This is a genomic window from Sphingomonas montanisoli (assembly GCF_008274695.1).
GTDB lineage: Bacteria > Pseudomonadota > Alphaproteobacteria > Sphingomonadales > Sphingomonadaceae > Rhizorhabdus > Rhizorhabdus montanisoli.
The window spans coordinates 1,027,570-1,046,693 of the sequence record NZ_VTOU01000002.1; the positions used below are offsets into that span (position 1 = coordinate 1,027,570).

Sequence of the window (19,124 nt, forward strand, 5' to 3'; positions counted from 1 at the left end):
CCTGTTCCGTCATCCCAGCGAAAGCTGGGATCTCGGGAGAGTAGCAATGCCCTTCGCCTCAAGAAATTCCAGCGTCCGCTGGGATTACGAGACGGGGGCTATCCAGCGGCCATGACGCGAAAATGTGACAACATCACTTCGCGACCCACACCCGCTTACCGCCGATCCACGTCTCGAGCGGCCGTGCCTGCTGGATCGCAGGCGCGCCGGCTTCGAAGATGTCGCGGTCGAGGATCAGGAAATCGGCGAGATGGCCGGGGGTCAGCACGCCCACCTTGCCCTCCGCAAAGCCCGCATGCGCGGCATCGGCGGTGAAGGCACGGAACGCCTGGGTCATCGTTATCGCCTGTTCGGGATGCCACCCGCCCACCGGCTGCCCGTCCGGCCCCGTCCGGCTGATCGCGGCGGCGAGCGCGGGGAAGGGGTTGGGGCTTTCCACCGGATAGTCCGATCCGAAGGCGAGCGGCGATCCCGCATCGATCATCGCCTTCCACGCATAGGCGCCCGCGAGCCGCGCCGGCCCAAGCCGCGCCTCGGCCATCAGCCGATCGCTCGTCTGATGGACCGGCTGCATCGACGCGACCGTGCCGTTCTTGCCGAAGCGGGGGATATCCACGGGATCGACGATCTGCGCATGTTCGATCCGCCAGCGCCGATCGCCCTTATAGGTGTTGGCGAGTTCGTCGATCGCGTCGAGCGCCTGCTGGTTCGCCGCATCGCCGATCGCGTGGATCGCGACCTGAAACCCATCCATCGCAGCGCGGCTGCCCAGATTGCGCAGCTTCGCATCGTCGAGGAACTGGATGCCGCGATTGTTCGGCGCATCCGCATAGGGCGCCTTGAGCCACGCCCCGCGCGATCCCAGCGCGCCGTCGGCGTATAGCTTCACGCCGATCATCCGCAGGCGATCGTCGTAGAGCCACGGCGTCGGCCCGGTCCCCGCGACCGCAAGCAACGTGTCGATCCCATGCGCGTAACTGGTGATCCGAACACGCAGCCGCCCCGCATCGCCCGCGCGGCGCATCACCAGCCAATCGTCGCTGGTCGTGCCCATGTCGGCGGTGGAGGTGATGCCGTAGCCGAGCAATATTTCCTGCGCCTTCGCCAGCATCGCATCCCGATCGCGCGGCAGAGGGGCGGGGACGACATCGGTGATCAGCTTCTGTGCGGCATCGACGAACACGCCGGTCGGATTGCCCTTCGCATCGCGCTCGATCCGGCCGCCGGCTGGATCCTTGGTCTTGGCGTTGATGCCCGCGGCCGCCATCGCCGCGCTGTTGGCGAGCAGCGCGTGGCCGTCGACCCGGCTGAGCACGACCGGGCGGCCTGGCGTGACCGCGTCGATGTCGGCTGCGGTCGGGAAGCGTCCGAGCTTCCACCTTTCCTGATTCCACCCGCCGCCGCCGATCCATGGCGGGGTCGGGCGATCGGCGGCATATTTGACGAGCGCCGCCTGCGCTTCGGCCAGGCTGTTGGTGGCGGACAGATCGAGCGACAGCGCGACCTGCCCCAGATCCATCACATGGCCATGCGCGTCGATCAGCCCGGGGATGATCGTGCGCCCCTGCGCATCGAGGCGGAAGTCGAGCTTCTCGGGGCGCCTATCGCCCTTCTGCAGCAATCGGGAGACGCGCCCCTTGTCGTCGATCAGCAGCCCGTCGAACCGGACCAGATCGCCTTTGTCGTTGAGCGTGTAGCCATTGGCATTGTCGATGACGCCGTCGGCGAATGCGGGGGTGGTGAGGGTTGCGAGAGCCAGACCCGTTATCGTCATCCCAGCGAAAGCTGGGATCGCTTGAGAGACGCGATGCGCGAGAGCCTTGAGAGATCCCAGCTTGCGCTGGGATGACGAAAAGGGGGGCGCCTTCATTGGTCGAGCGGCAGGCGGCGGACCAGCGCCGACGTATCCTGCCGGTGGCCACCCATCTGCTGGATGTCGGCGTAGAACTGGTCGACCAGCGCCGCGACCGGCAGGGCCGATCCGTTCGATCGAGCCTCGTCGAGCGCGAGGCCCAGATCCTTGCGCATCCAATCGACCGCAAAGCCGAAGTCGAAGCTGTCGTCGGCCATCGTCTTCCAGCGATTGAGCATCTGCCAGCTCGCCGCTGCGCCGCCCGAAATCGCTTCGAACACCTTGTCCAGATCGAGGTTGCTGTTCTGGGCGAAGCGCAGCGCCTCCGACACGCCCTGCAACGCGCCGGCGATGCAGATCTGGTTGCACATCTTGGTCGTCTGGCCCGCGCCGGCGCCGCCGACATGGACGATCCGCGCGGCATAGGCCTGCATCAGCGGCTCGGCGGCTTCCATCGCCTTGGCGGATCCGCCGCACATGATCGACAGCGTCCCGTTCTCGGCCCCCGCCTGTCCGCCCGAAACGGGTGCGTCGACGACGAGCAGCCCGCGATCGCGCCCCTCGACCGCCAGCTGCCGCGCGATGCGTGCGGACACGGTGGTGTGGTCGACGAAGACAGCGCCCTTCTTCATTGCGCGGAAGCAGCCGTCCGATCGCAGCGTCACCGCTTCGAGATCGCCGTCCGCGCCGACGCAGGAGAACACCGCATCGGCATCCTCGGCCGCCGCCGCCGGGGTCGGCGCCGATCGGCCGCCATTTTCGACCACCCACGCGTCGGCCTTTGCCGGCGTGCGGTTATAGACGGTCACGTCGTGCCCCGCCTTCGCCAGATGCCGCGCCATCGGGGCGCCCATCACGCCCAATCCCAGGAAGGTCACTTTTGCCATGCTGCGAGGCATAGGGTGGATTTTTGCGCGGGGGAAGGTGGCCCGTTCCCAATCCTCCCCCTGGCGGGGGAGGATGAAGTGGATCGGGGGTGACGTGCAGTCCCGCAACCGCTATGGCCCGCCCCCTATGGCAAGTGTGCAGAAAAGCGACGCTTCGGGCGTCCCCGTCACCATCGATGATGTCCGTGCCGCGCATGTGCGCGTCGCCCCGTCGATCGTGCGCACGCCGATTATGCTCAGCCGGACGCTCAGCACGCTGACCGGCGCCAATGTCTGGCTGAAGTTCGAGAATCTTCAGTTCACCGCCGCCTACAAGGAGCGCGGCGCGCTCAACAAATTGTGCCTGCTGACCGAAGAGCAGAAGGCGCGCGGCGTGATCGCCGCGTCGGCCGGAAACCATGCGCAGGGGCTTGCCTATCATGGCGCGCGGCTCGGCATCCCTGTCACGATCGTGATGCCCAAGTCGACGCCGACGGTGAAGGTGCAGCAAACCGAAGGGCACGGCGCGCGCGTCGTCCTGAGCGGCGAGCGGTTCGATGATGCGTCGGAAGCGGCGGTGCTGTTGGCCGAAGCGGAGGGGCTGACCTTCGTCCACCCGTTCGACGATCCCGATACGATCGCGGGACAGGGGACCGTCACGCTCGAAATGCTGCAGGATGCGCCGGATATCGACACGTTGATCGTGCCGATCGGCGGTGGCGGGCTGATCTCGGGTGCGGCGATCGTGGCGCGGGCGCAGGGAAAGCCGATCCAGGTGATCGGCGTCCAGGCCGAACTCTACCCGTCGATGTACGCCAAGATGAAGGGCGTCACCCTGCCGTGCGCGGGCGATACTCTGGCCGAGGGCATCGCCGTCAAGCAGCCGGGGGGCATCACCGCGGGCATCGTCGAACAGCTGGTCGACGACATCGTTCTCGTCGGCGAACGCGAACTCGAACATGCGGTGGCGATGCTGCTGCAGATCGAAAAGACGGTGGCCGAGGGCGCTGGCGCCGCCGGCCTCGCGGCTTTGCTCGCGCATCCCGAGCGGTTCCGCGGGCGCAATGTCGGCATCATCCTGACTGGCGGCAATATCGATACGCGCCTGCTCGCCAACGTCCTGCTGCGCGATCTCGCGCGGTCGGGCCGTCTCGCACGCCTGCGCATCGCGATGCAGGACCGGCCGGGCGCGCTGTTCCATGTCGCGCGCGTGTTCGACGAGCAGCAGGTCAACATCGTCGGCATCGATCACCAGCGCGTGTTCACGACCCTCCCCGCCAAGGGCACGATCGCGGACATCGAATGCGAAACCCGCGATGCCGCCCACCTCGATCGTCTCCTCCAGGCGCTGCGGGCCGAGGGATATGACGTGACCCCGATCGAGGCGGCCTGATCTTTATCCTCCCCCGCCAGGGGGAGGTGGCGCCGAAGGCGACGGAGGGGGAGGGCGGCGAACCAATTCGCGTCCCGTATCCTCCCCCTCCGTCAGCTGCGCTGACACCTCCCCCTGGCGGGGAGGATGGGGCCGGAGGGACTCCGCATCCCCCAATGGTCGCAAAAAGAGGGTTAACGCTCTTTCCATAGGAACGATGGCACGGCATATTCGCTGACTTGGGGCCAAGCACTGGCGATTCACGCTTTTGAGGAGGGCAGGACGGGCATGACCGCGCAATTCCGTTTCCCGCGCTTCTTCGTGACGACGCCCGGCCCGTGCCCCTATCTGCCGGGCAAGATCGAACGCAAGGTTTTCACCGAACTCAGCGGCCCGAATGCGACCGAACTGAACGATGCGCTGGGCCGGATCGGCTTCCGCCGTTCGCAAGGCGTCGCCTATCGGCCGAGTTGCGTCGATTGCCAGGCCTGCGTGTCCGTCCGCGTCGTCGCGCGCGAGTTCCGGCCGAATGCCAGCCAGCGCAAGCTGATGCGTCGCCATGCGGATCTCGAAATCAACGTGTGCGAACCGTGGACCACCGAGGAGCAGTTCACGCTGCTACGATCCTACCTCAAGGCGCGTCACCCGGGCGGTGGCATGGCCGAGATGGACGAACTCGATTTCGCCGACATGGTCGAACAGACGCCGATCCGGACCCAGGTGGTCGAATATCGTGAGCCTTCAGTGGATGGGCGCCCCGGCAAGTTGGTCGGCGCCTGCCTGACCGATAATCAGAATGACGGCCTGTCGATGGTCTATAGCTTCTTCGAGACCGACGATGAGGCGCGTCCCGGGCTCGGCACCTACCTCATCCTCGATCATATCCGCCGCGCCGCGCAAGGTGGGCTGAGCTTCGTCTATCTCGGCTATTGGGTCGAGGGATCGTCGCGGATGCAGTACAAGACCCGCTTTCAACCCCTCGAACGGCTCGGCCCCAATGGCTGGCAGCGTTTCGAAGCTCCGCCGCAGCAGCCGCAGGCCGGCCCGCAGCAGGCGCTCCCGCCGAAGCTGACGCAGATCGTCTGATCGACGTTCGGGTTTGCGCGCGCAAAAGGCGCATTCATACTATTTCTCTAGATGGCTGCAGTCGATTATGGGAGATTTCCGACAGTCGTGCAAATCGAGCAATCGATTGTTTTGTGATTTCCGAGGTGAGATGGATCATAATTTGAACTATCTCGAACTAATACAGGTTAACTCACTGAGAGATTAGTGAGAGGTGCGTCATGTTGGTCGTGTGCGTAGATGATGATAAGCTGGTTCGCCAGGTTACGAGCGATATGATCCGACATCTGGATCATCAGGTTCTCGAAGCACCCGACGGTACATCAGCGCTCGATCTGATAGATTGCGTTTCGGATCGCATCGACGTCCTGCTCACCGATGTTCGAATGCCCGGAATGAACGGTGTCTCGCTGGCCAATGCCGTGCGCCACCGTTATCCCGATATCGGCATTATTTATATGACCGGTTATGCGGGCGAGTTCGAGTTGTCCGGCCCCGTGCTCGAAAAACCCTGCACGTTAGGCGATCTGGAAAAGGTGTTGAGCCGGGCAAGGCACTGATCCCGGATTATCGCGATTTCGATATCCGTATCGCAATATTGACTCGGGATTGGTGCGGGTTACCGTGACGGCCTAAGCCAGCGCAGTCTGGCGGGAGAGGCCGGTCATGAACGCCCCATCGCAACCGCCTCTTCCGGCGGCAGACGCCCATGACGGTCTTCCCATGCCGCGTCGTCTGCGGGCGATTGCAGCCATTTGTTGCGGGACTGCGCTCGTCATATTGGACGCGGCAATTCCGGTGGTGGCGCTGCCGACGATCGGGCGCGAGCTCCACGTGCCCGCTTCGTCCACCGTATTGACCGTGACGATTTATCAATTGACCCTGGTCATGGCGATCATGCCGTTGTCGGCGGTCGGCGACATGATCGGATTGCGGCGGCTCTATGCACTTGGCCTGACCGTCTTCGCGCTAGCGGCAGCGACATGCCTTTTCGTGAATTCGTTCGTCCTGCTGCTCTTCATCCGCTTCGTCCAGGCGCTGGGCGCGGCGGCGGTGTTGAGCATGACGTCGGCGTTGATCCGATCGATCTACCCGTCCGGGCAGCTTGGGCGCGGCCTGGGCGTCAACAGCCTGATCAACGCCAGCTTCACCGCGCTCGCGCCGACCGTCGGGGGCTATATTGTCGCGTTCGCGCCGTGGCAGTGGGTATTTGCGGCGTCCGCGCCGTTGGGCGTGCTGGCATTGATCGGCGTGCGCAACCTGCCCGATCCGGAGCCCAGGCAGGGGCGGTTCGGCTGGCTGTCGGCGGCGATGTCTGCGGCGACCTTCGGTCTGATCGTCGGCGGTCTCGAAACCGGGGCGCACGGCGGCGGAGCGGTCGCGACATTGCTCGTGCTCGCGGCGGGCATCGGGATCGGTGTGGTGTTCGTGCGCCGCGAATTGCGGGTCGAGCAGCCCGTCATGCCGGTCGACATGCTCGCCTCGCCCGCGCTTGCTCTGGCGATGCTCGGTGCGATGGCGGGGTTCATGGCCATGATGACCTTCGTCATCTCGATGCCATTCCGGCTGGAAACCGGATACCATTTCAGCGCAGGGGAGGTCGGCACGATGATGGCCACATGGCCGTTGGCCGCGCTCCTGATCGGCCCGTTCGCCAGCATCATGGCCGATCGTTTCTCGCTGCGGCTGCTAAGCGGCATCGGTGCGTCCGTTACGGTATTGGCGTTGCTGTCGCTGGCGATGATGCCGGCGGATGTGTCGCCCCTCGGCATCTGCGCGCGCCTGTTCGTGACGGGCGGTGGCATCTCGCTCTATCTGTCGCCCAACGCCCGCGCGCTGATCGCTTCGGCCCCGCGCCATCGCGCCGCATCGGCAGGCGGGCTGTTCCAGACGGTGCGCCTGTTGGGCCAGGCGATCGGCGCCACGGTCGCGGCGGCATTGCTGTCCTTCGGCCTCGGATCCGGACCGGGGCCGGCTTATGCCGCCGCCACCCTCGCGACGATCGCAGGGCTGTGCAGCGTGGTCCGTATCCGACGTTAGGTCAGTCCACCGCTTCGCCCAGCAGCGCCAGCGACATCGCCTGATCGAAGGGCGGTTCGAGCGGGTGGAGGCGCGCCGCCATGTCGGCCTTGAACGCCTCGATATCGTCGGTCTCGACCTCGTAAGCGGTGAAGTAAGGCTGATCGATCCCCTTGCCGAGCGCGACCTTGTAACGCTGCGCGCTGTTCACGCCGGGGATAGTGCGGATCTTTTCGACCTGCGCGCGATACCAGGCGTTATAGTCGTCCTCTTCGATCCCCGGCTTCGGGCCGTTGATCGCGAGCATCAGATATTTGGGCATGCCTTTTCCCGATCACTTCGCGGCGGTCACCCGCCACACGGTGTTGCCGACATCGTCGGTGACGAGGAGGGCGCCGTCCTTCGCGACCGTCACGGCGACCGGGCGGCCGCGCGCGTCCTCGTCGGGCGACAGGAATCCGGTCAGCACGTCGACCGGCTTGCCCTTGGGGCGCCCGTTGGCGAACGGCACGAAGACGACCTTGTAGCCCGACAGCGGCTTGCGGTTCCACGACCCATGCTCGCCGATGAACGCGCCCGAGCGATAGGCGTCGCCAAGCATCGCATTGGTCGAAAAGGTGAGGCCGAGCGCGGCGACATGCGGCCCCAGCGCATAATCGGGGCGGATCACATAGCCGCTCATATCGTCTTCGGGCGGGGTCACGCGCTCGTCGGGAACGCCGCCCCAATAATAATAGGGCCAGCCGTAAAAGCCGCCGAGCTGCACCTCGGTCAGATAATCGGGGACCATGTCCGAACCCAGCATGTCGCGTTCGTTGACAACGGTCCAGAGATCGCCCGTGGCCGGCTCCAGCGCCATGCCATTGGCGTTGCGCAGGCCATAAGCGTAGATGCGGTCCTCGCCCGTCTCCAGATTGATCTGCCAGATGGCGGCGCGCTTGGCCTCCTTGTCCATGCCGTTCTCGCCGATGTTGCTCGCCGAGCCGACCGACACGAACAGCGACTTGCCGTCGGCCGCCGCGATCACGTTGCGCGCCCAATGGTTAAATCCGCCGGGCAGCTTGGTGACGACCACCGGTTTGACGCTGATCTTGGTTTCGCCGACCTTGAACGGCACCTTCACCAGCGCGTCGGTGTTCGCGATGTAGAGCGTGTCGCCGACCAGGGCCATGCCGCTGGGCGAATTGAGCCCGGAGATCAGCACGGTCTTGAGCTCGGCCTTGCCGTCGCCATCGGCGTCGCGCAGCAGCATGATCTTATTGGGGGAGGGGACGGTCGCCCCCGCGCGGCCCATCAGCGTCTTCATCACGAAGCCGGTGATCCCGCCCCCGCCATTCTTTGCATCGCGCGGCGGCGAATTGCTTTCGGACACCAGCACATCGCCATTGGGCAGGACGTAGATCCAGCGTGGATGGTTCAGGCCGCTGGCGAAGGCAGCGACCTTCAATCCCTTGGCTGCGGTCGGTGCTTCGCCGGTCTTCCAGCCGACCGCCTTGGCGACGCCGACCGTGGGGAAGGTCTGCTCGCGCACGTCCGTCAGCTTGGGCCGCTCACCCGTCACCTGATCGAAAGCGACCTGCGCCTTGTCGCCGCGCGACAGCCAGAAGCCGCCTGCGATCAGCAGCACGGCGATGACGCCCGCTGCGATGAGGATGATGCGCTTCAAACGGCTCATGGCACCTGCTTCCTGCTCAATTTTTGCATGAACTAGCATGCGTTTGTGGGGATGGCGAGGTCGCCCACCGCCTGTCAGACTGCGCAAAACGAGATGATGGGATCGGATGATGGAGGGCACGGCCGAAGCGCGGATCGTCGCGTGGCTGGAGGCGCGGCTGGGGCGGGTCGTGCGGATCGAACGCCAGCCGCGTTGGCGCCCGGCCTGGTTCGTCGATGTCGAGCGCGCGGGCGGCGTGCTGCCGCTCTATGTGCGCGGCGATCGCGAAGGGATGGCGGGCAGCGTCCCCGTCTCTCTCGAAGCCGCGGTGCTCGAACGGCTGGAGGCGGCGGGTGTGCCGGTGCCGCATGTCTATGGCCTGATCGACGCAGCGAGCGCGGTGGTGATGGATCGCCTGCCCGGCCGCGCCAATCTGGCGACCGCCGAAAGCGACGCCGCGCGCGGCACGATCCTCGATCACTATATGGACGTGCTGGCGGTAATCCACGCGCGCGACCCGGGCGAGTTCACGCCTTTGGGCTTTGCGGTGCCGCCGGATGCCGAGGCGCTGGCGCTCGGCAATTTCGATCGCTTCGAGCGGCGCTATCGCCCAGCCAAGCAACGACCCGAACCACTGCTGGAATTCGGGATCAAATGGCTGCGGCGCAATGTGCCGCGTCATCGCTACGATCCACGCTTCATCCTGGGCGATCCCGCGCAGTTTATGTTCGAGGGCGATCGGATGACGGGGCTGATCGACGTCGAACTCGCGCATATCGGCGATGTCGCACACGATCTGGCGGGGCTGCGGCTGCGCACGATTCCCGAGCCGCTGGGCGATATCGGCCGTGCCTTCCGGCGGTACGAAGCGGCAAGCGGGCAGGCGCTCGATCGGGTGGCGATCGAATTTCACACTGCCCAATTCTCGCTGGCGACGCCGATGTCTCTGGTCGGCGAACTCCACGCCCCGCGCGCGGTGCCCGAGACGCTGCAATATCTGGAGTGGTTCCACCAATATTCGCTGACCGGGATCGAGGCGATCGCGGCGATCCTTGGTGTCGATCTGCCGGTTGTCGCCTTGCTGCAGCCCGCGCCGGGACGCCATGCCGGAATGGCGGACACGCTGCCGGGAACGATCGGCGATCTTCTGGCGGCCGATCCCGACGCGGCCTATCGGCGCGATGCCACCGCGCGGACGGCGCGTTTCGCCCAGCGCGCCGCGTTGTTTGGGCCGGGGATCGAGGCCGCCAATCTCGAAGAGATCGCCGCGCTCACGGGGGCCCGGCATACCGACTGGCAGAGCGGCGACGCCGCGCTCGAGGCTTTCGTCCTGGCGGCGGGGCCGGAGCATGACGCTGCCCTGGTCGCGCTGTTCCATGCGCGTACGATGCGCCAGATGCTGATGCTCGAACCCGTCCTCCATCGCACCGGCCGGATCGAACATCTCGCGCCGCTGCCGGACTGAGATCAGGCGGGCAGATCCCTGATCCGGCGGGCGGGGGCGCCGACATAGAGGCCATGCGGCTCGGTGCTTTTGGTGACGATCGCGCCTGCGCCGACGATGCAGCCTTCCGCGATCGTAACCCCCGAAAAGACGACCGCGCGGGCGCCCAGCCAGCTGCCCTTTTCGATCCGGATCGTGCCGGAGAACGGCGTGCCGGCGCGCTTCTTCGCAGCACCGATCTTATGGTCGGTGGTCAGCAGCGTCACGCCCGGGCCCAGATGGACATATTCGCCGATATGGATGTCGCCCGCATCGTCGAAGAAGCAACCGGCGTTGATATACGCCTTTGGCTCGATCCTGACCCGGACGTCGGGGCCGAGATGCAGGCCCGGGCTGACGATCGCGTCGCGAATGTCGACGCCCGCCAGGCGGAGGAGCCGGGTGCGGAGTGATTTCGGAATCAGATAGCTGCGCTGGAGCTTGCGTAACGTGCCCTTGATCCCATTGCCCAACGCTTCGATCCTTGTCGTACCGCGGCCCTTTGGCGGATTTCCGGCATCTAGCGCCGATTGGCGTTACAGCGTCAAGCGCAGCTCTAATCCTGCGGCTCGGGTTCCATGACCGGCGGATGAAGCAGCATGCTTTTCACCCGGCGCTCGTCGGCATCGGCTATTTCGAGGCGCCAGCCGCTCGGGTGCAAGACGATCTCGCCCGGCTGGGGGACATGGCCGGCAAGCGATGAGGCGAGACCGCCCAGCGTCTCAACGTCGTCGTCGATGATCGCGAGGCGCGGATCGATCAGCTTGGCGACGTCGTCGAGCTCGGCGCGCGCATCGGCCTGCCAGATCGAATCGCCGAGCGGGATCAGCAGCTCTTCCTCGGCCTCGTCATGCTCGTCCTCGATCTTGCCGACGATCTCCTCGACCAGATCCTCGATCGTCACGAGTCCGTCGGTGCCGCTATATTCGTTGAGCACGATCGCAAGGTGGGTGCGAGCCTCGCGCATGTCCGCCAGCAGATCGATGATCCGCATCGATGAGGGCACGTAGCGCGGCTGGCGGATCAGCGGCGTGATCGTCTGCGGCGGGGGGGCGCCGGTCGCGATGATGCGGAACACGTCCTTGACGTGGATCATGCCGATCACGTGATCCAGATTGTCGCGATAGACGGGCAGCCGGCTATGCTCGGCCTCGACGAAACGCTCGACGAGTTCGACGAAGCTGATCGTTTCGGGCACAGCGACGATGCGGCCGCGCGGTACGCCGACATCGCCGACATTGCGTTCGCCGAAATGCAGGATGTTGCGGAGCATGTCGCGCTCGGCCTGGGAGAGATCGTCCTCCTCCGCCGAGGATTCGCCCTCATGCTCCTCGATCGCTTCTTCGATCTGATCGCGCAGGCTGGGCTCGGGCTCTTGTCCGAAGAGCGAGCGCAGGCTGCGCCAAAATCGTCCGCCGCTGTCCGCGGCGCTACTACTGTCGTCTGGCATCGTCTTTCAGGTTGCCCATCGCGAGGAAGATCATGCGCTATCCGATATTGCGGCCGGTAATCAAGCCGCGGGTTCGATGACGAAAATCTCGCCGTCGATGCCGACGATGTAGAGATTGCCCGTCTGGTCGAGGCCGAAGCTGGTGACATTGTCGATCGTGCCCGCATTGGGGGCCAGGTTACGAAGGGTGAAGCGGCTGCTGGGCGCGGTCTGGCCGGGGACGAGTTCGGCGACGGGGATCGACCAGATGCGCGATCGCACGAAATCGGCGAAGAAATACAGGCCGCGCAGTGATGTGATCGGCCCGCGATAGACATAGCCGCCGGTGATCGAATCCCCCTGCATCTCCCCGGTGCCGTGCGCATATTCGGTGACGGGCGGGGTGAAGATGGGGTCGTTAGTGCCGCCATTATAGGGCTGGGTGCCTTCGCGCCGGTTCCACCCGAAGTTCGCGCCGCCATCGGTGGGGCGCATCAGATTGACCTCTTCGATCACGTCCTGCCCGACATCGGCGATGTAGAGATTGCCGGTCGTCGGATCGAAGCTGTTGCGGAACGGATTGCGCAGGCCCAGCGCCCAGACCTCACCCGCACCGCCGCCGCCTGCGAAGGGATTGCCGGTGGGGATCGTGTAATTGCGGTTGGGATCGGCCGGGAAGGCATCGCTGCGCGGATCGATGCGCAGGATCTTGCCGAGCAGGGCGTTGCGGTTCTGCGCATTGCCGGCAGGATCGCCGCCGCCGCCGCCGTCGCCCACTGCGACATAGAGCAGATTATTCGCGTCGAAGCCGATCCAGCCGCCATTGTGATTGTCGAAGGTCGGGTGCGGGATCGACAGGATCACGTCGCCGCTGTTGACGTCGCCGACGTCGCGATTGCCCGTCTGCGTCTGATAGCGGCGCAGTTCGATCGTGCCGCCGGGGTTGGTCAGGTAGATGTAGAACGTGCCGCTGGTCGCAAAGTCGGGCGCGGTGGCGAAGCCGAGCAGGCCCCGCTCGCCCTGGGTCGATATCTGGCTCGATACGTCGAGGAAGGGCGCGCCCGCAACTGCGCCGGTCGACGGGGTCAGGATGCGGATAAAGCCGGTGCGCTGAACAACGAACACCCGGCCCGAATTGTCGGGGACCGGTGCTAAGAAGACCGCGCCGCCCAACCCGGTGGCGACACGACGCGTGCGGAAGCTGTCGTTCGGATCATTGGTGACCGTCACCGTCAGTGCGAGCGTTGTCGACGTGGTCCCGTCGCTGACGCTCAGTTCGACCTGATAGACATTGTTCCTGTCGGAATCAGCCGGGGCTTCGAAATCGGGACTGGCGGCGAAGGAGAGCGCGCCGCCAGCGCTGATCTGAAATGCCGACCGATCGAGCCCGCCCGAAATCGCGTAGCTCAGCGGGTTGCTGTCGGCGTCGGTCGCGGTCGCGGTGTAGATCGTGCCACTCGCATTCTCGACGACCGAGAGCGTCGCGGGCGAGGTGAAGACCGGCGCTGTGTTGGCGGGCGGGGAGCCGCCTCCGCCGCCCGATCCGGAACCGCCGTCACCGCCGCACGAAGCGAGCAGGGCTGCAGAAGCCATGATGGACGAGGCGCGAAGCAGGTAAGAACGCAACATCAGGCTCTCCCATTCCCCTAGGAGCGCCCCCCGAACATCAGGCTAGATCAGCGAACTTTTTCGTTCAACCCAAGTAATGATGATGGTCTGGTTCACTGGCGTGCCCAAAGCGTTATCGACGCGACGTGGTTGATGCGGGTGTTGCCGGCGGTCTGGTTGATCACCTGGTTAAGATAGCCGATCTCGACTGTCGACCTGCCGGCGAGCGGGATTTCCATGCCGGCGAAGGTGCGGAATTGATCGAAGCCCTTGCGTGCGCCCCAATCGGTGTCGTTCAGTGCAACGAAGCCCTCCATCCAGCCGAGTGCGGCGGGGCCGCTCTTCGACGCGCCCAGCGGGGTTTCGGCGCGAACGAACTGGCGCAGCCGCCAGCCGGTGTCGCGCCCGTCCGACACGAAGCGCTGTTCAAGTCGGGTGCGCGACGACAGCTCGATCTTGCCGACGGTGCCGATCGACCAGCTGAGCTGCTGGAAACTGCGCTCCTCGTTACGATCGCCACGGCCTTCGCGCGGAACTTCGACATGGGCATAGCCCTGGTAGATCGTGAGCGCGGGCGACAGCTTCCACCCGATCGCAGGCCGCATCAGCAACTGATCGATCGGGCCGGCATCGCCGTTCAGCCGCGGCTGGATCTCGGCGAAATAGACGAGGTCGCCTTTAAGGCTGCCCATTGCGGTGAAGTTGATCCAGACCTGCTCCTCCTGCCGGGTGGCGGCGAGGGCGGGGGTGGAGAGGGCTGCGAGGACGAGCAGGAGTTTGCGGAGCATCGTTGCGGGTTAGCTGCGCCGTGTTTCCCGTTGTTTTCCGGGGTGCTGCAAGGGGTTTCAACGTTGGCAAATCCTCCCCCGGAGGGGGAGGATGTGAACGTCAGTCGTCAGCCACAGCATAGGGATCGTCGATCCCCAATGTCGCGAGCGCTGCGCGTTCGAGGTCTTCCATATGCTCGGCTTCGTCGTCGGCCATATGGTCGTATCCGATCAGGTGAAGCGTGCCATGTGTGATCAGGTGGGTCGCGTGGGTGGCGGGAGGGACGCGCTTGTCGGCGGCCTCGGCCTCGCACACGCCAAGCGCAAGAATGATGTCGCCGAGCAGCACTTCGCCGTCGTCGCTGTTTTCGAGCCCTTCGAGCAGATCTTGCTGCACCATCGGGAAGGACAGGACGTTGGTCGGCTTGTCCTTCTGCCGATATTGGCGATTGAGCGCCTGCACCTCGTCATTGTCGGTCAGGCGGACCGATATTTCGGCGGTGTAGGCCGCCGTCAGGATCGCGGCGTGGGGGCTGACCCTGAGCGCGGCGGTTACCGCCTCGGTCGCGAGCGCCTCCCAGTCGACGGACACATCCCAGCCTTCTTCAATCTGAACCGCGACTTCGATCATTCATTCTTCCGATGGGAGGTGGGATCAGAACGGTGCGTCGTCCGGGCCTTCATAAGCCTGGACGATGCGGCCGACGATCGGGTGACGGACCACGTCGGCGGCGCCGAAGCGGACCGTCGCGATGCCTTCGGTCCCTTCAAGCTTGCTGACCGCATCCGCAAGCCCCGACTTGCCGATATCGGGCAAATCGATCTGGCGCGGATCGCCGCACACGACCATCCGGCTGTTCATGCCGAAGCGGGTGAGGAACATCTTCATCTGCGCGGGCGTGGTGTTCTGCGCTTCGTCGAGGATGACGAAGGCGTCGCTGAGCGTGCGGCCGCGCATGAACGCGATCGGCGCGATCTCGATCTCGCCGCTCGCGATCCGCCGTTCGACCTGCTCGGTCGGCAGCATATCGTAGAGCGCGTCGTAGAGCGGGCGGAGATAGGGATCGACCTTCTCCTTCATGTCGCCGGGCAGGAAGCCCAGACGCTCGCCCGCTTCGACAGCGGGGCGTGACAGGATCAGGCGATCCACCGTGCCCTGGATCAGCTGCTGCACCGCTTGGGCCACCGCGACATAGGTCTTGCCGGTGCCTGCCGGCCCGAGCGCGAAGATGATGTCGGCGCGGTTGAGCGCCTCCATATAGGTGGTCTGCGTGGCCGAGCGCGGGACGATCGTCTTCTTGCGCGTGCGGATCATAACCTTGGGCGGATCGGACACGTCCTGCCGGATGATGCCGTCGAGCATCGGCTCGGCCGACATCGCGATCACCGCCTCGACCGCGCCGGTATCGATATCCTGGCCCTGCACGATGCGATTGTAGAGGCCGGTCAGAACTTCACGAGCGCGCGCCGCGGCTTCGGCCTCGCCCTCGATCTGCAATTTGTTGCCGCGCGCCGCGATATAGACGCCGAGGCGGTTTTCGATGGCGACCAGGTTCTGGTCAAACTGCCCGAACAACTGACCCAGCAACTGGGGCTTGTCGAACGTGACTTCGATCCGGGCGCGATCCCCGGCCTGCGCTTGCACGGCTTTACGCGACATAAAGTGCGGCACGTTCCTTTCGCAAACCTCGCGGGACTCGCGAAGCCCACGCCAAGTCTAGTCGCATTTGCGTCACTGCAAAGGCAAAAGGCTGGATTTCACGCCGGATCCCATTCGATGTGGAGTTCGGGCAACGCTACGGTGATGCCGGAGACCGCCGCGCCGGTGTCTTTTTCCGCCAATCGCAGGTTCTTGAGACGGGGCAGCGCCTCTTCCAAAAGGATGCGCAATTCCATCCGGGCGAGATAGGCGCCGGGGCAGATATGGATGCCGGAGCCGAACGCCCAATGCTTCACGCGGCCGTCGCCCTTGTCGAAGCGGACGTCGCGCGCGGCGGGGTAGGTGGTGTTGTCGAGCCCCGCGATGGCGGTGGAGCACAACACCATCTCGCCCGCCTTCATCTGCACGCCGTGAAACGCGACGTCGTCGCGGACCATGCGGCCGGTGTTGATCATGCCGAAGCGGCGCAGCATGACCTCGACCGCGTGGGGGATAAGTGCGGGATCGTCGATCAGCGCATCACGGTGAGCGGGATGGCCGGCGATGAAGCGCATCTGGTGCGTCATTTGGGCAGTGGTGGTGTCGAGCGCGCCGTTCACCAGCAGGAAGCAGAGCGCCATCATTTCCTGTTTCGTCGCCGGGCGGCCATCGGGGCGGGCGGCGAGGAGCGCGGGCATGATGTGCCCGTCGGTCGCCGAAGACGGATCGGCGATCTGCCGGTCGATCCAGTCGTCGAGCAGGCCCAGGATCGCGTCGCGCGCCTGGAAGCGTTCCTCGGGCACTGACGAGCGGAAGAACTGTTCGACCCACGGCACGAAGGCCATGCGGCGATCGCGGCCCATGCCGAACATGCTCATGAAGACGTCGACCGGCATCGGCCGCGCGAATTCGGCCGCGAAATCGCAGGCGCCGCGGGCGGCGAAACCGTCGATGATCTCGCGCGTGACCTTGCGCGCCTCCTCCTCGACGCCCGCCAGCGCGCGCGGCGAGAACATGGTGTTGGCCAGGATCGAGCGGAAGCGCGCATGATCCGGGGGATCATCGGTGTTCACGATCCCGAACCCGCTCGACATCATCGGCGGGATCATCACGCTGCGGCTCGAAAAAAGTTCGTGGCGGCGGAACACCTCCTCGATGATGGGCGCGCGAGTCGCGACCCAGTAACCGCCAAGATCGGGCGACCAGAAGATGTCGGGACGATCGTTCATCGCCTCGGCCAGTGCCCACACGTCTCCCTGGGTCGAGAAATCGCGGCGGAAATCGAAGGGAAAGACCAAGTCCGGAGGGACGTGCGCCGGAATATCAGCGGTGGTGATCTCACGCAGTTCGCCCATCGATCGATCCTCTCTATTCTATTTTTGGCCAGCCTATACTTCGGCCGTGCGCGAGGGAAGTTGATGGCGGCGATGAAGGTCAGGGCGATGCGGGCGAGGGCGATGCGGGCGTGCGCGGGGCATTTAGTTATCCTCCCCTGGCGGGGATGGTTTTAGATGCCGTCCGCCGCTTCCAGCACCTTGGCGACGTCGATCTTCACCATCGTCATCATCGCCCGCATCGCGCGAGCGGCGCGGGCCTTGTCGGGGGCGGAGTAGATGTCCATCAGCACTTTGGGCGTGATCTGCCAGGGGACGTTATACTTGTCGCGCAGCCAGCCGCATTGTTCGGGCTTGCCGTCGGCGATCAGCGCATCCCAGTAAAGGTCGACCTCCGCCTGGTCCGCGCATTCGGCGCTGAGCGACATACACTCATTATATTCGAAGGCGACGCCGCCGTTGAGCGCAAGCATCGGCGTGCCGAGCAGGGTGAACTCGACGACAAGGACCGACCCTTCCGGCCCGCCCGGCGCGTCCGCAGGGTTGCAGGTGACGCGGTCGACGCGGGTGTTGGGCAGGATCGAGGCGTAATAGTTCGCGGCGTCCTCGGCCTCGTCCTTGAACCAGAGACAGGTCGTGATCTTCGACATGACGGCTCTCCCGGATGAATCCGGGACAGAACGTATCAGGCCGCGGCGCGCTCCGCGACGATTTCGCCGACGAGGCTGTTGGGGCCGCCCGAAATGATGTCGACCGTCACCAGCTCGCCGATCGCGGGGCCATTCTCCACGATCACCGACTGAAGCCAGGGCGACTTGCCGATGCGCTGGCCCGGGCGCTTGCCGTCGCGCTCGACCAGCACTTCGCAACGTTTTCCGACGGTGGCGAGGTTGAAGCGGTGCTGCTGTTCGTTGAGCAGGGCCTGGAGCCGCTGGAGGCGTTCGTCCATCACCTCAGGCGCCACCTGATCGCCCATCGTCGCGGCAGGGGTGCCGGGGCGGGGCGAATATTTGAAGCTGAACGCCTGCGCATGATCGACCGCGCGGACGATCGCGAGCGTGGCTTCGAAATCGGCTTCGCTCTCGCCGGGGAAGCCGACGATGAAGTCGCCCGATATCGCGATATCGGGTCGCACGGTGCGGACACGATCGATCAGCTTCAGGTAACCGGCGGCGTCGTGGCTGCGGTTCATGGCCTTGAGGATGCGATCCGATCCCGCCTGCACGGGCAGGTGAAGAAAGGGCATCAGCTTGGGAATGTCGCGATGCGCAGCGATCAGCCCATCGGCCATGTCGTTGGGGTGGCTGGTGGTGTAGCGGATACGTGCGAGAGCGGGGATGGTCGCGAGCGCTTCGATCAGGTCGTGGAGGCCACGGCCGCTGTCGTCGGACCATGCGTTGACGTTCTGGCCGAGAAGCGTGATCTCACGCGCGCCGGCATCGACGAGCGCCTTCGCCTCATCGACGATCTGGCCCCAAGGACGCGAGATTTCGGCGCCGCGCGTATAGGGCACGACGCAATAGGTGCAGAACTTGTCGCAACCCTCCTGCACGGTCAGGAAGGCGGTCGGCCCCTGCTTGCGGCGCTTGGGCAGCGCATCGAACTTCGACGCGGCGGGCATGTCGGTATCGAGCGCACGGGTGCCGGAAGCGGCCTTGGCAACGAGATCGGGCAGGTTGTGATAGGCCTGCGGGCCGACGACGATGTCGACCGCCGGCGCGCGTACCCCGATCTCGGCGCCCTCGGCCTGCGCGACGCAGCCGGCGACCGCGATCATCGGCTTGGCGCGGCCGTTGGTCTTCGCGTTCTTGGTCAGCCGGCCGATGTCCGAATAGACCTTTTCGGCGGCCCTCTCGCGGATGTGGCAGGTGTTGAGGACGACGAGGTCCGCTTCGTCGGCGCTCGCGGCGGCGGCGAGTCCGTCCGCCTCGAGCAGTTCGGCCATGCGCGTGCCGTCATAGGCGTTCATCTGACAGCCGAACGACTTGACGTGGTAGCTTTTGGGCTTGGGGGAAGTCATCGGCGCGCCATAGCGG

Annotated in this window: 18 protein-coding genes; 5 read left to right on the forward strand and 13 right to left on the reverse strand. The window is 65.3% G+C overall.

The window, feature by feature from the left end:
* Positions 1-133 precede the first annotated feature (133 nt).
* Positions 134-1,774 carry an amidohydrolase gene (locus FYJ91_RS10665; RefSeq protein WP_149522205.1) on the reverse strand — a complete coding sequence of 547 codons (1,641 nt, stop codon included), beginning with the start codon at positions 1,772-1,774 and terminating at the stop codon, positions 134-136.
* 92 nt (positions 1,775-1,866) lie between these two features.
* Positions 1,867-2,739 (reverse strand): NAD(P)-dependent oxidoreductase, encoded by an 873-nt coding sequence (locus FYJ91_RS10670; RefSeq protein WP_149522206.1) that lies wholly within the window; start codon positions 2,737-2,739, stop codon positions 1,867-1,869.
* Between the two features lie 127 nt (positions 2,740-2,866).
* Between FYJ91_RS10670 and FYJ91_RS10675 the strand changes: the two genes are divergently transcribed.
* The 4 genes from FYJ91_RS10675 (at position 2,867) to FYJ91_RS10690 (ending at position 7,195) form a co-directional block, all read left to right on the forward strand.
* A complete protein-coding gene (locus tag FYJ91_RS10675; RefSeq protein ID WP_149522367.1) occupies positions 2,867-4,111 on the forward strand; it encodes a threonine ammonia-lyase in 1,245 nt (414 codons plus the stop codon).
* A gap of 267 nt (positions 4,112-4,378) precedes the next feature.
* A complete protein-coding gene (locus FYJ91_RS10680) occupies positions 4,379-5,176 on the forward strand; it encodes an arginyltransferase (protein ID WP_149522207.1) in 798 nt (265 codons plus the stop codon).
* Between the two features lie 200 nt (positions 5,177-5,376).
* Positions 5,377-5,715 carry a response regulator gene (locus tag FYJ91_RS10685; RefSeq protein ID WP_149522208.1) on the forward strand — a complete coding sequence of 113 codons (339 nt, stop codon included), beginning with the start codon at positions 5,377-5,379 and terminating at the stop codon, positions 5,713-5,715.
* Positions 5,716-5,878: 163 nt separating this feature from the next.
* Positions 5,879-7,195 carry an MFS transporter gene (locus FYJ91_RS10690; RefSeq protein WP_181008450.1) on the forward strand — a complete coding sequence of 439 codons (1,317 nt, stop codon included), beginning with the start codon at positions 5,879-5,881 and terminating at the stop codon, positions 7,193-7,195.
* Between the two features lies 1 nt (position 7,196).
* Here FYJ91_RS10690 and FYJ91_RS10695 read toward each other — a convergent pair whose 3' ends face one another.
* Together FYJ91_RS10695 and FYJ91_RS10700 are read right to left on the reverse strand one after the other, a co-directional pair.
* A complete protein-coding gene (locus tag FYJ91_RS10695) occupies positions 7,197-7,496 on the reverse strand; it encodes a hypothetical protein (RefSeq protein ID WP_149522210.1) in 300 nt (99 codons plus the stop codon).
* Positions 7,497-7,508: 12 nt separating this feature from the next.
* Positions 7,509-8,849, reverse strand: a complete 1,341-nt coding sequence (locus FYJ91_RS10700) for a PQQ-dependent sugar dehydrogenase (protein WP_149522211.1) — start codon at positions 8,847-8,849, stop codon at positions 7,509-7,511.
* 106 nt (positions 8,850-8,955) lie between these two features.
* Between FYJ91_RS10700 and FYJ91_RS10705 the strand changes: the two genes are divergently transcribed.
* The gene (locus FYJ91_RS10705) at positions 8,956-10,293 is read left to right on the forward strand and encodes a phosphotransferase (RefSeq protein ID WP_149522212.1); all 1,338 of its coding nucleotides are present in this window, start codon (positions 8,956-8,958) and stop codon (positions 10,291-10,293) included.
* A gap of 2 nt (positions 10,294-10,295) precedes the next feature.
* Here the strand turns inward: FYJ91_RS10705 and FYJ91_RS10710 are convergent, their stop codons facing one another.
* The 9 genes from FYJ91_RS10710 to miaB form a co-directional block, all read right to left on the reverse strand.
* Positions 10,296-10,784, reverse strand: coding sequence for an acyltransferase (locus tag FYJ91_RS10710; RefSeq protein ID WP_181008451.1), 489 nt, complete (start codon positions 10,782-10,784; stop codon positions 10,296-10,298).
* Positions 10,785-10,867: 83 nt separating this feature from the next.
* A complete protein-coding gene (locus FYJ91_RS10715; RefSeq protein WP_149522214.1) occupies positions 10,868-11,761 on the reverse strand; it encodes a hemolysin family protein in 894 nt (297 codons plus the stop codon).
* 60 nt (positions 11,762-11,821) lie between these two features.
* A complete protein-coding gene (locus tag FYJ91_RS10720) occupies positions 11,822-13,369 on the reverse strand; it encodes a PQQ-dependent sugar dehydrogenase (RefSeq protein WP_149522215.1) in 1,548 nt (515 codons plus the stop codon).
* Positions 13,370-13,461: 92 nt separating this feature from the next.
* The gene (locus FYJ91_RS10725) at positions 13,462-14,136 is read right to left on the reverse strand and encodes a DUF2490 domain-containing protein (RefSeq protein ID WP_149522216.1); all 675 of its coding nucleotides are present in this window, start codon (positions 14,134-14,136) and stop codon (positions 13,462-13,464) included.
* A 100-nt stretch (positions 14,137-14,236) separates the two neighbouring features.
* On the reverse strand, positions 14,237-14,746 hold the full coding sequence (gene ybeY / locus FYJ91_RS10730) for an rRNA maturation RNase YbeY (protein WP_149522217.1): 510 nt from the start codon (positions 14,744-14,746) through the stop codon (positions 14,237-14,239).
* Between the two features lie 24 nt (positions 14,747-14,770).
* Positions 14,771-15,775, reverse strand: a complete 1,005-nt coding sequence (locus FYJ91_RS10735; protein ID WP_149522218.1) for a PhoH family protein — start codon at positions 15,773-15,775, stop codon at positions 14,771-14,773.
* Positions 15,776-15,873: 98 nt separating this feature from the next.
* Positions 15,874-17,109 (reverse strand): cytochrome P450, encoded by a 1,236-nt coding sequence (locus FYJ91_RS10740; protein WP_149522219.1) that lies wholly within the window; start codon positions 17,107-17,109, stop codon positions 15,874-15,876.
* Positions 17,110-17,261: 152 nt separating this feature from the next.
* Positions 17,262-17,738, reverse strand: coding sequence for a VOC family protein (locus FYJ91_RS10745; protein ID WP_149522220.1), 477 nt, complete (start codon positions 17,736-17,738; stop codon positions 17,262-17,264).
* 35 nt (positions 17,739-17,773) lie between these two features.
* Positions 17,774-19,108: a tRNA (N6-isopentenyl adenosine(37)-C2)-methylthiotransferase MiaB gene (miaB, locus tag FYJ91_RS10750; RefSeq protein ID WP_149522221.1), complete on the reverse strand. Its 1,335-nt coding sequence runs from the start codon at positions 19,106-19,108 to the stop codon at positions 17,774-17,776.
* Positions 19,109-19,124 lie beyond the last annotated feature (16 nt).

Excerpts from the sequence above, each read along its gene's own strand:
- FYJ91_RS10665 (WP_149522205.1), bottom strand. The coding sequence starts at position 1,774 with ATGACGATAACGGGTCTGGCTCTCGCAACCCTCACCACCCCCGCATTC.
- FYJ91_RS10670 (WP_149522206.1), bottom strand. The coding sequence starts at position 2,739 with ATGGCAAAAGTGACCTTCCTGGGATTGGGCGTGATGGGCGCCCCGATG.
- FYJ91_RS10675 (WP_149522367.1), top strand. The coding sequence starts at position 2,867 with ATGGCAAGTGTGCAGAAAAGCGACGCTTCGGGCGTCCCCGTCACCATC.
- FYJ91_RS10680 (WP_149522207.1), top strand. The coding sequence starts at position 4,379 with ATGACCGCGCAATTCCGTTTCCCGCGCTTCTTCGTGACGACGCCCGGC.
- FYJ91_RS10685 (WP_149522208.1), top strand. The coding sequence starts at position 5,377 with ATGTTGGTCGTGTGCGTAGATGATGATAAGCTGGTTCGCCAGGTTACG.
- FYJ91_RS10690 (WP_181008450.1), top strand. The coding sequence starts at position 5,879 with ATGCCGCGTCGTCTGCGGGCGATTGCAGCCATTTGTTGCGGGACTGCG.
- FYJ91_RS10695 (WP_149522210.1), bottom strand. The coding sequence starts at position 7,496 with ATGCCCAAATATCTGATGCTCGCGATCAACGGCCCGAAGCCGGGGATC.
- FYJ91_RS10700 (WP_149522211.1), bottom strand. The coding sequence starts at position 8,849 with ATGAGCCGTTTGAAGCGCATCATCCTCATCGCAGCGGGCGTCATCGCC.
- FYJ91_RS10705 (WP_149522212.1), top strand. The coding sequence starts at position 8,956 with ATGATGGAGGGCACGGCCGAAGCGCGGATCGTCGCGTGGCTGGAGGCG.
- FYJ91_RS10715 (WP_149522214.1), bottom strand. The coding sequence starts at position 11,761 with ATGCCAGACGACAGTAGTAGCGCCGCGGACAGCGGCGGACGATTTTGG.
- FYJ91_RS10720 (WP_149522215.1), bottom strand. The coding sequence starts at position 13,369 with ATGTTGCGTTCTTACCTGCTTCGCGCCTCGTCCATCATGGCTTCTGCA.
- FYJ91_RS10725 (WP_149522216.1), bottom strand. The coding sequence starts at position 14,136 with ATGCTCCGCAAACTCCTGCTCGTCCTCGCAGCCCTCTCCACCCCCGCC.
- ybeY (WP_149522217.1), bottom strand. The coding sequence starts at position 14,746 with ATGATCGAAGTCGCGGTTCAGATTGAAGAAGGCTGGGATGTGTCCGTC.
- FYJ91_RS10735 (WP_149522218.1), bottom strand. The coding sequence starts at position 15,775 with ATGTCGCGTAAAGCCGTGCAAGCGCAGGCCGGGGATCGCGCCCGGATC.
- FYJ91_RS10740 (WP_149522219.1), bottom strand. The coding sequence starts at position 17,109 with ATGGGCGAACTGCGTGAGATCACCACCGCTGATATTCCGGCGCACGTC.
- FYJ91_RS10745 (WP_149522220.1), bottom strand. The coding sequence starts at position 17,738 with ATGTCGAAGATCACGACCTGTCTCTGGTTCAAGGACGAGGCCGAGGAC.
- miaB (WP_149522221.1), bottom strand. The coding sequence starts at position 19,108 with ATGACTTCCCCCAAGCCCAAAAGCTACCACGTCAAGTCGTTCGGCTGT.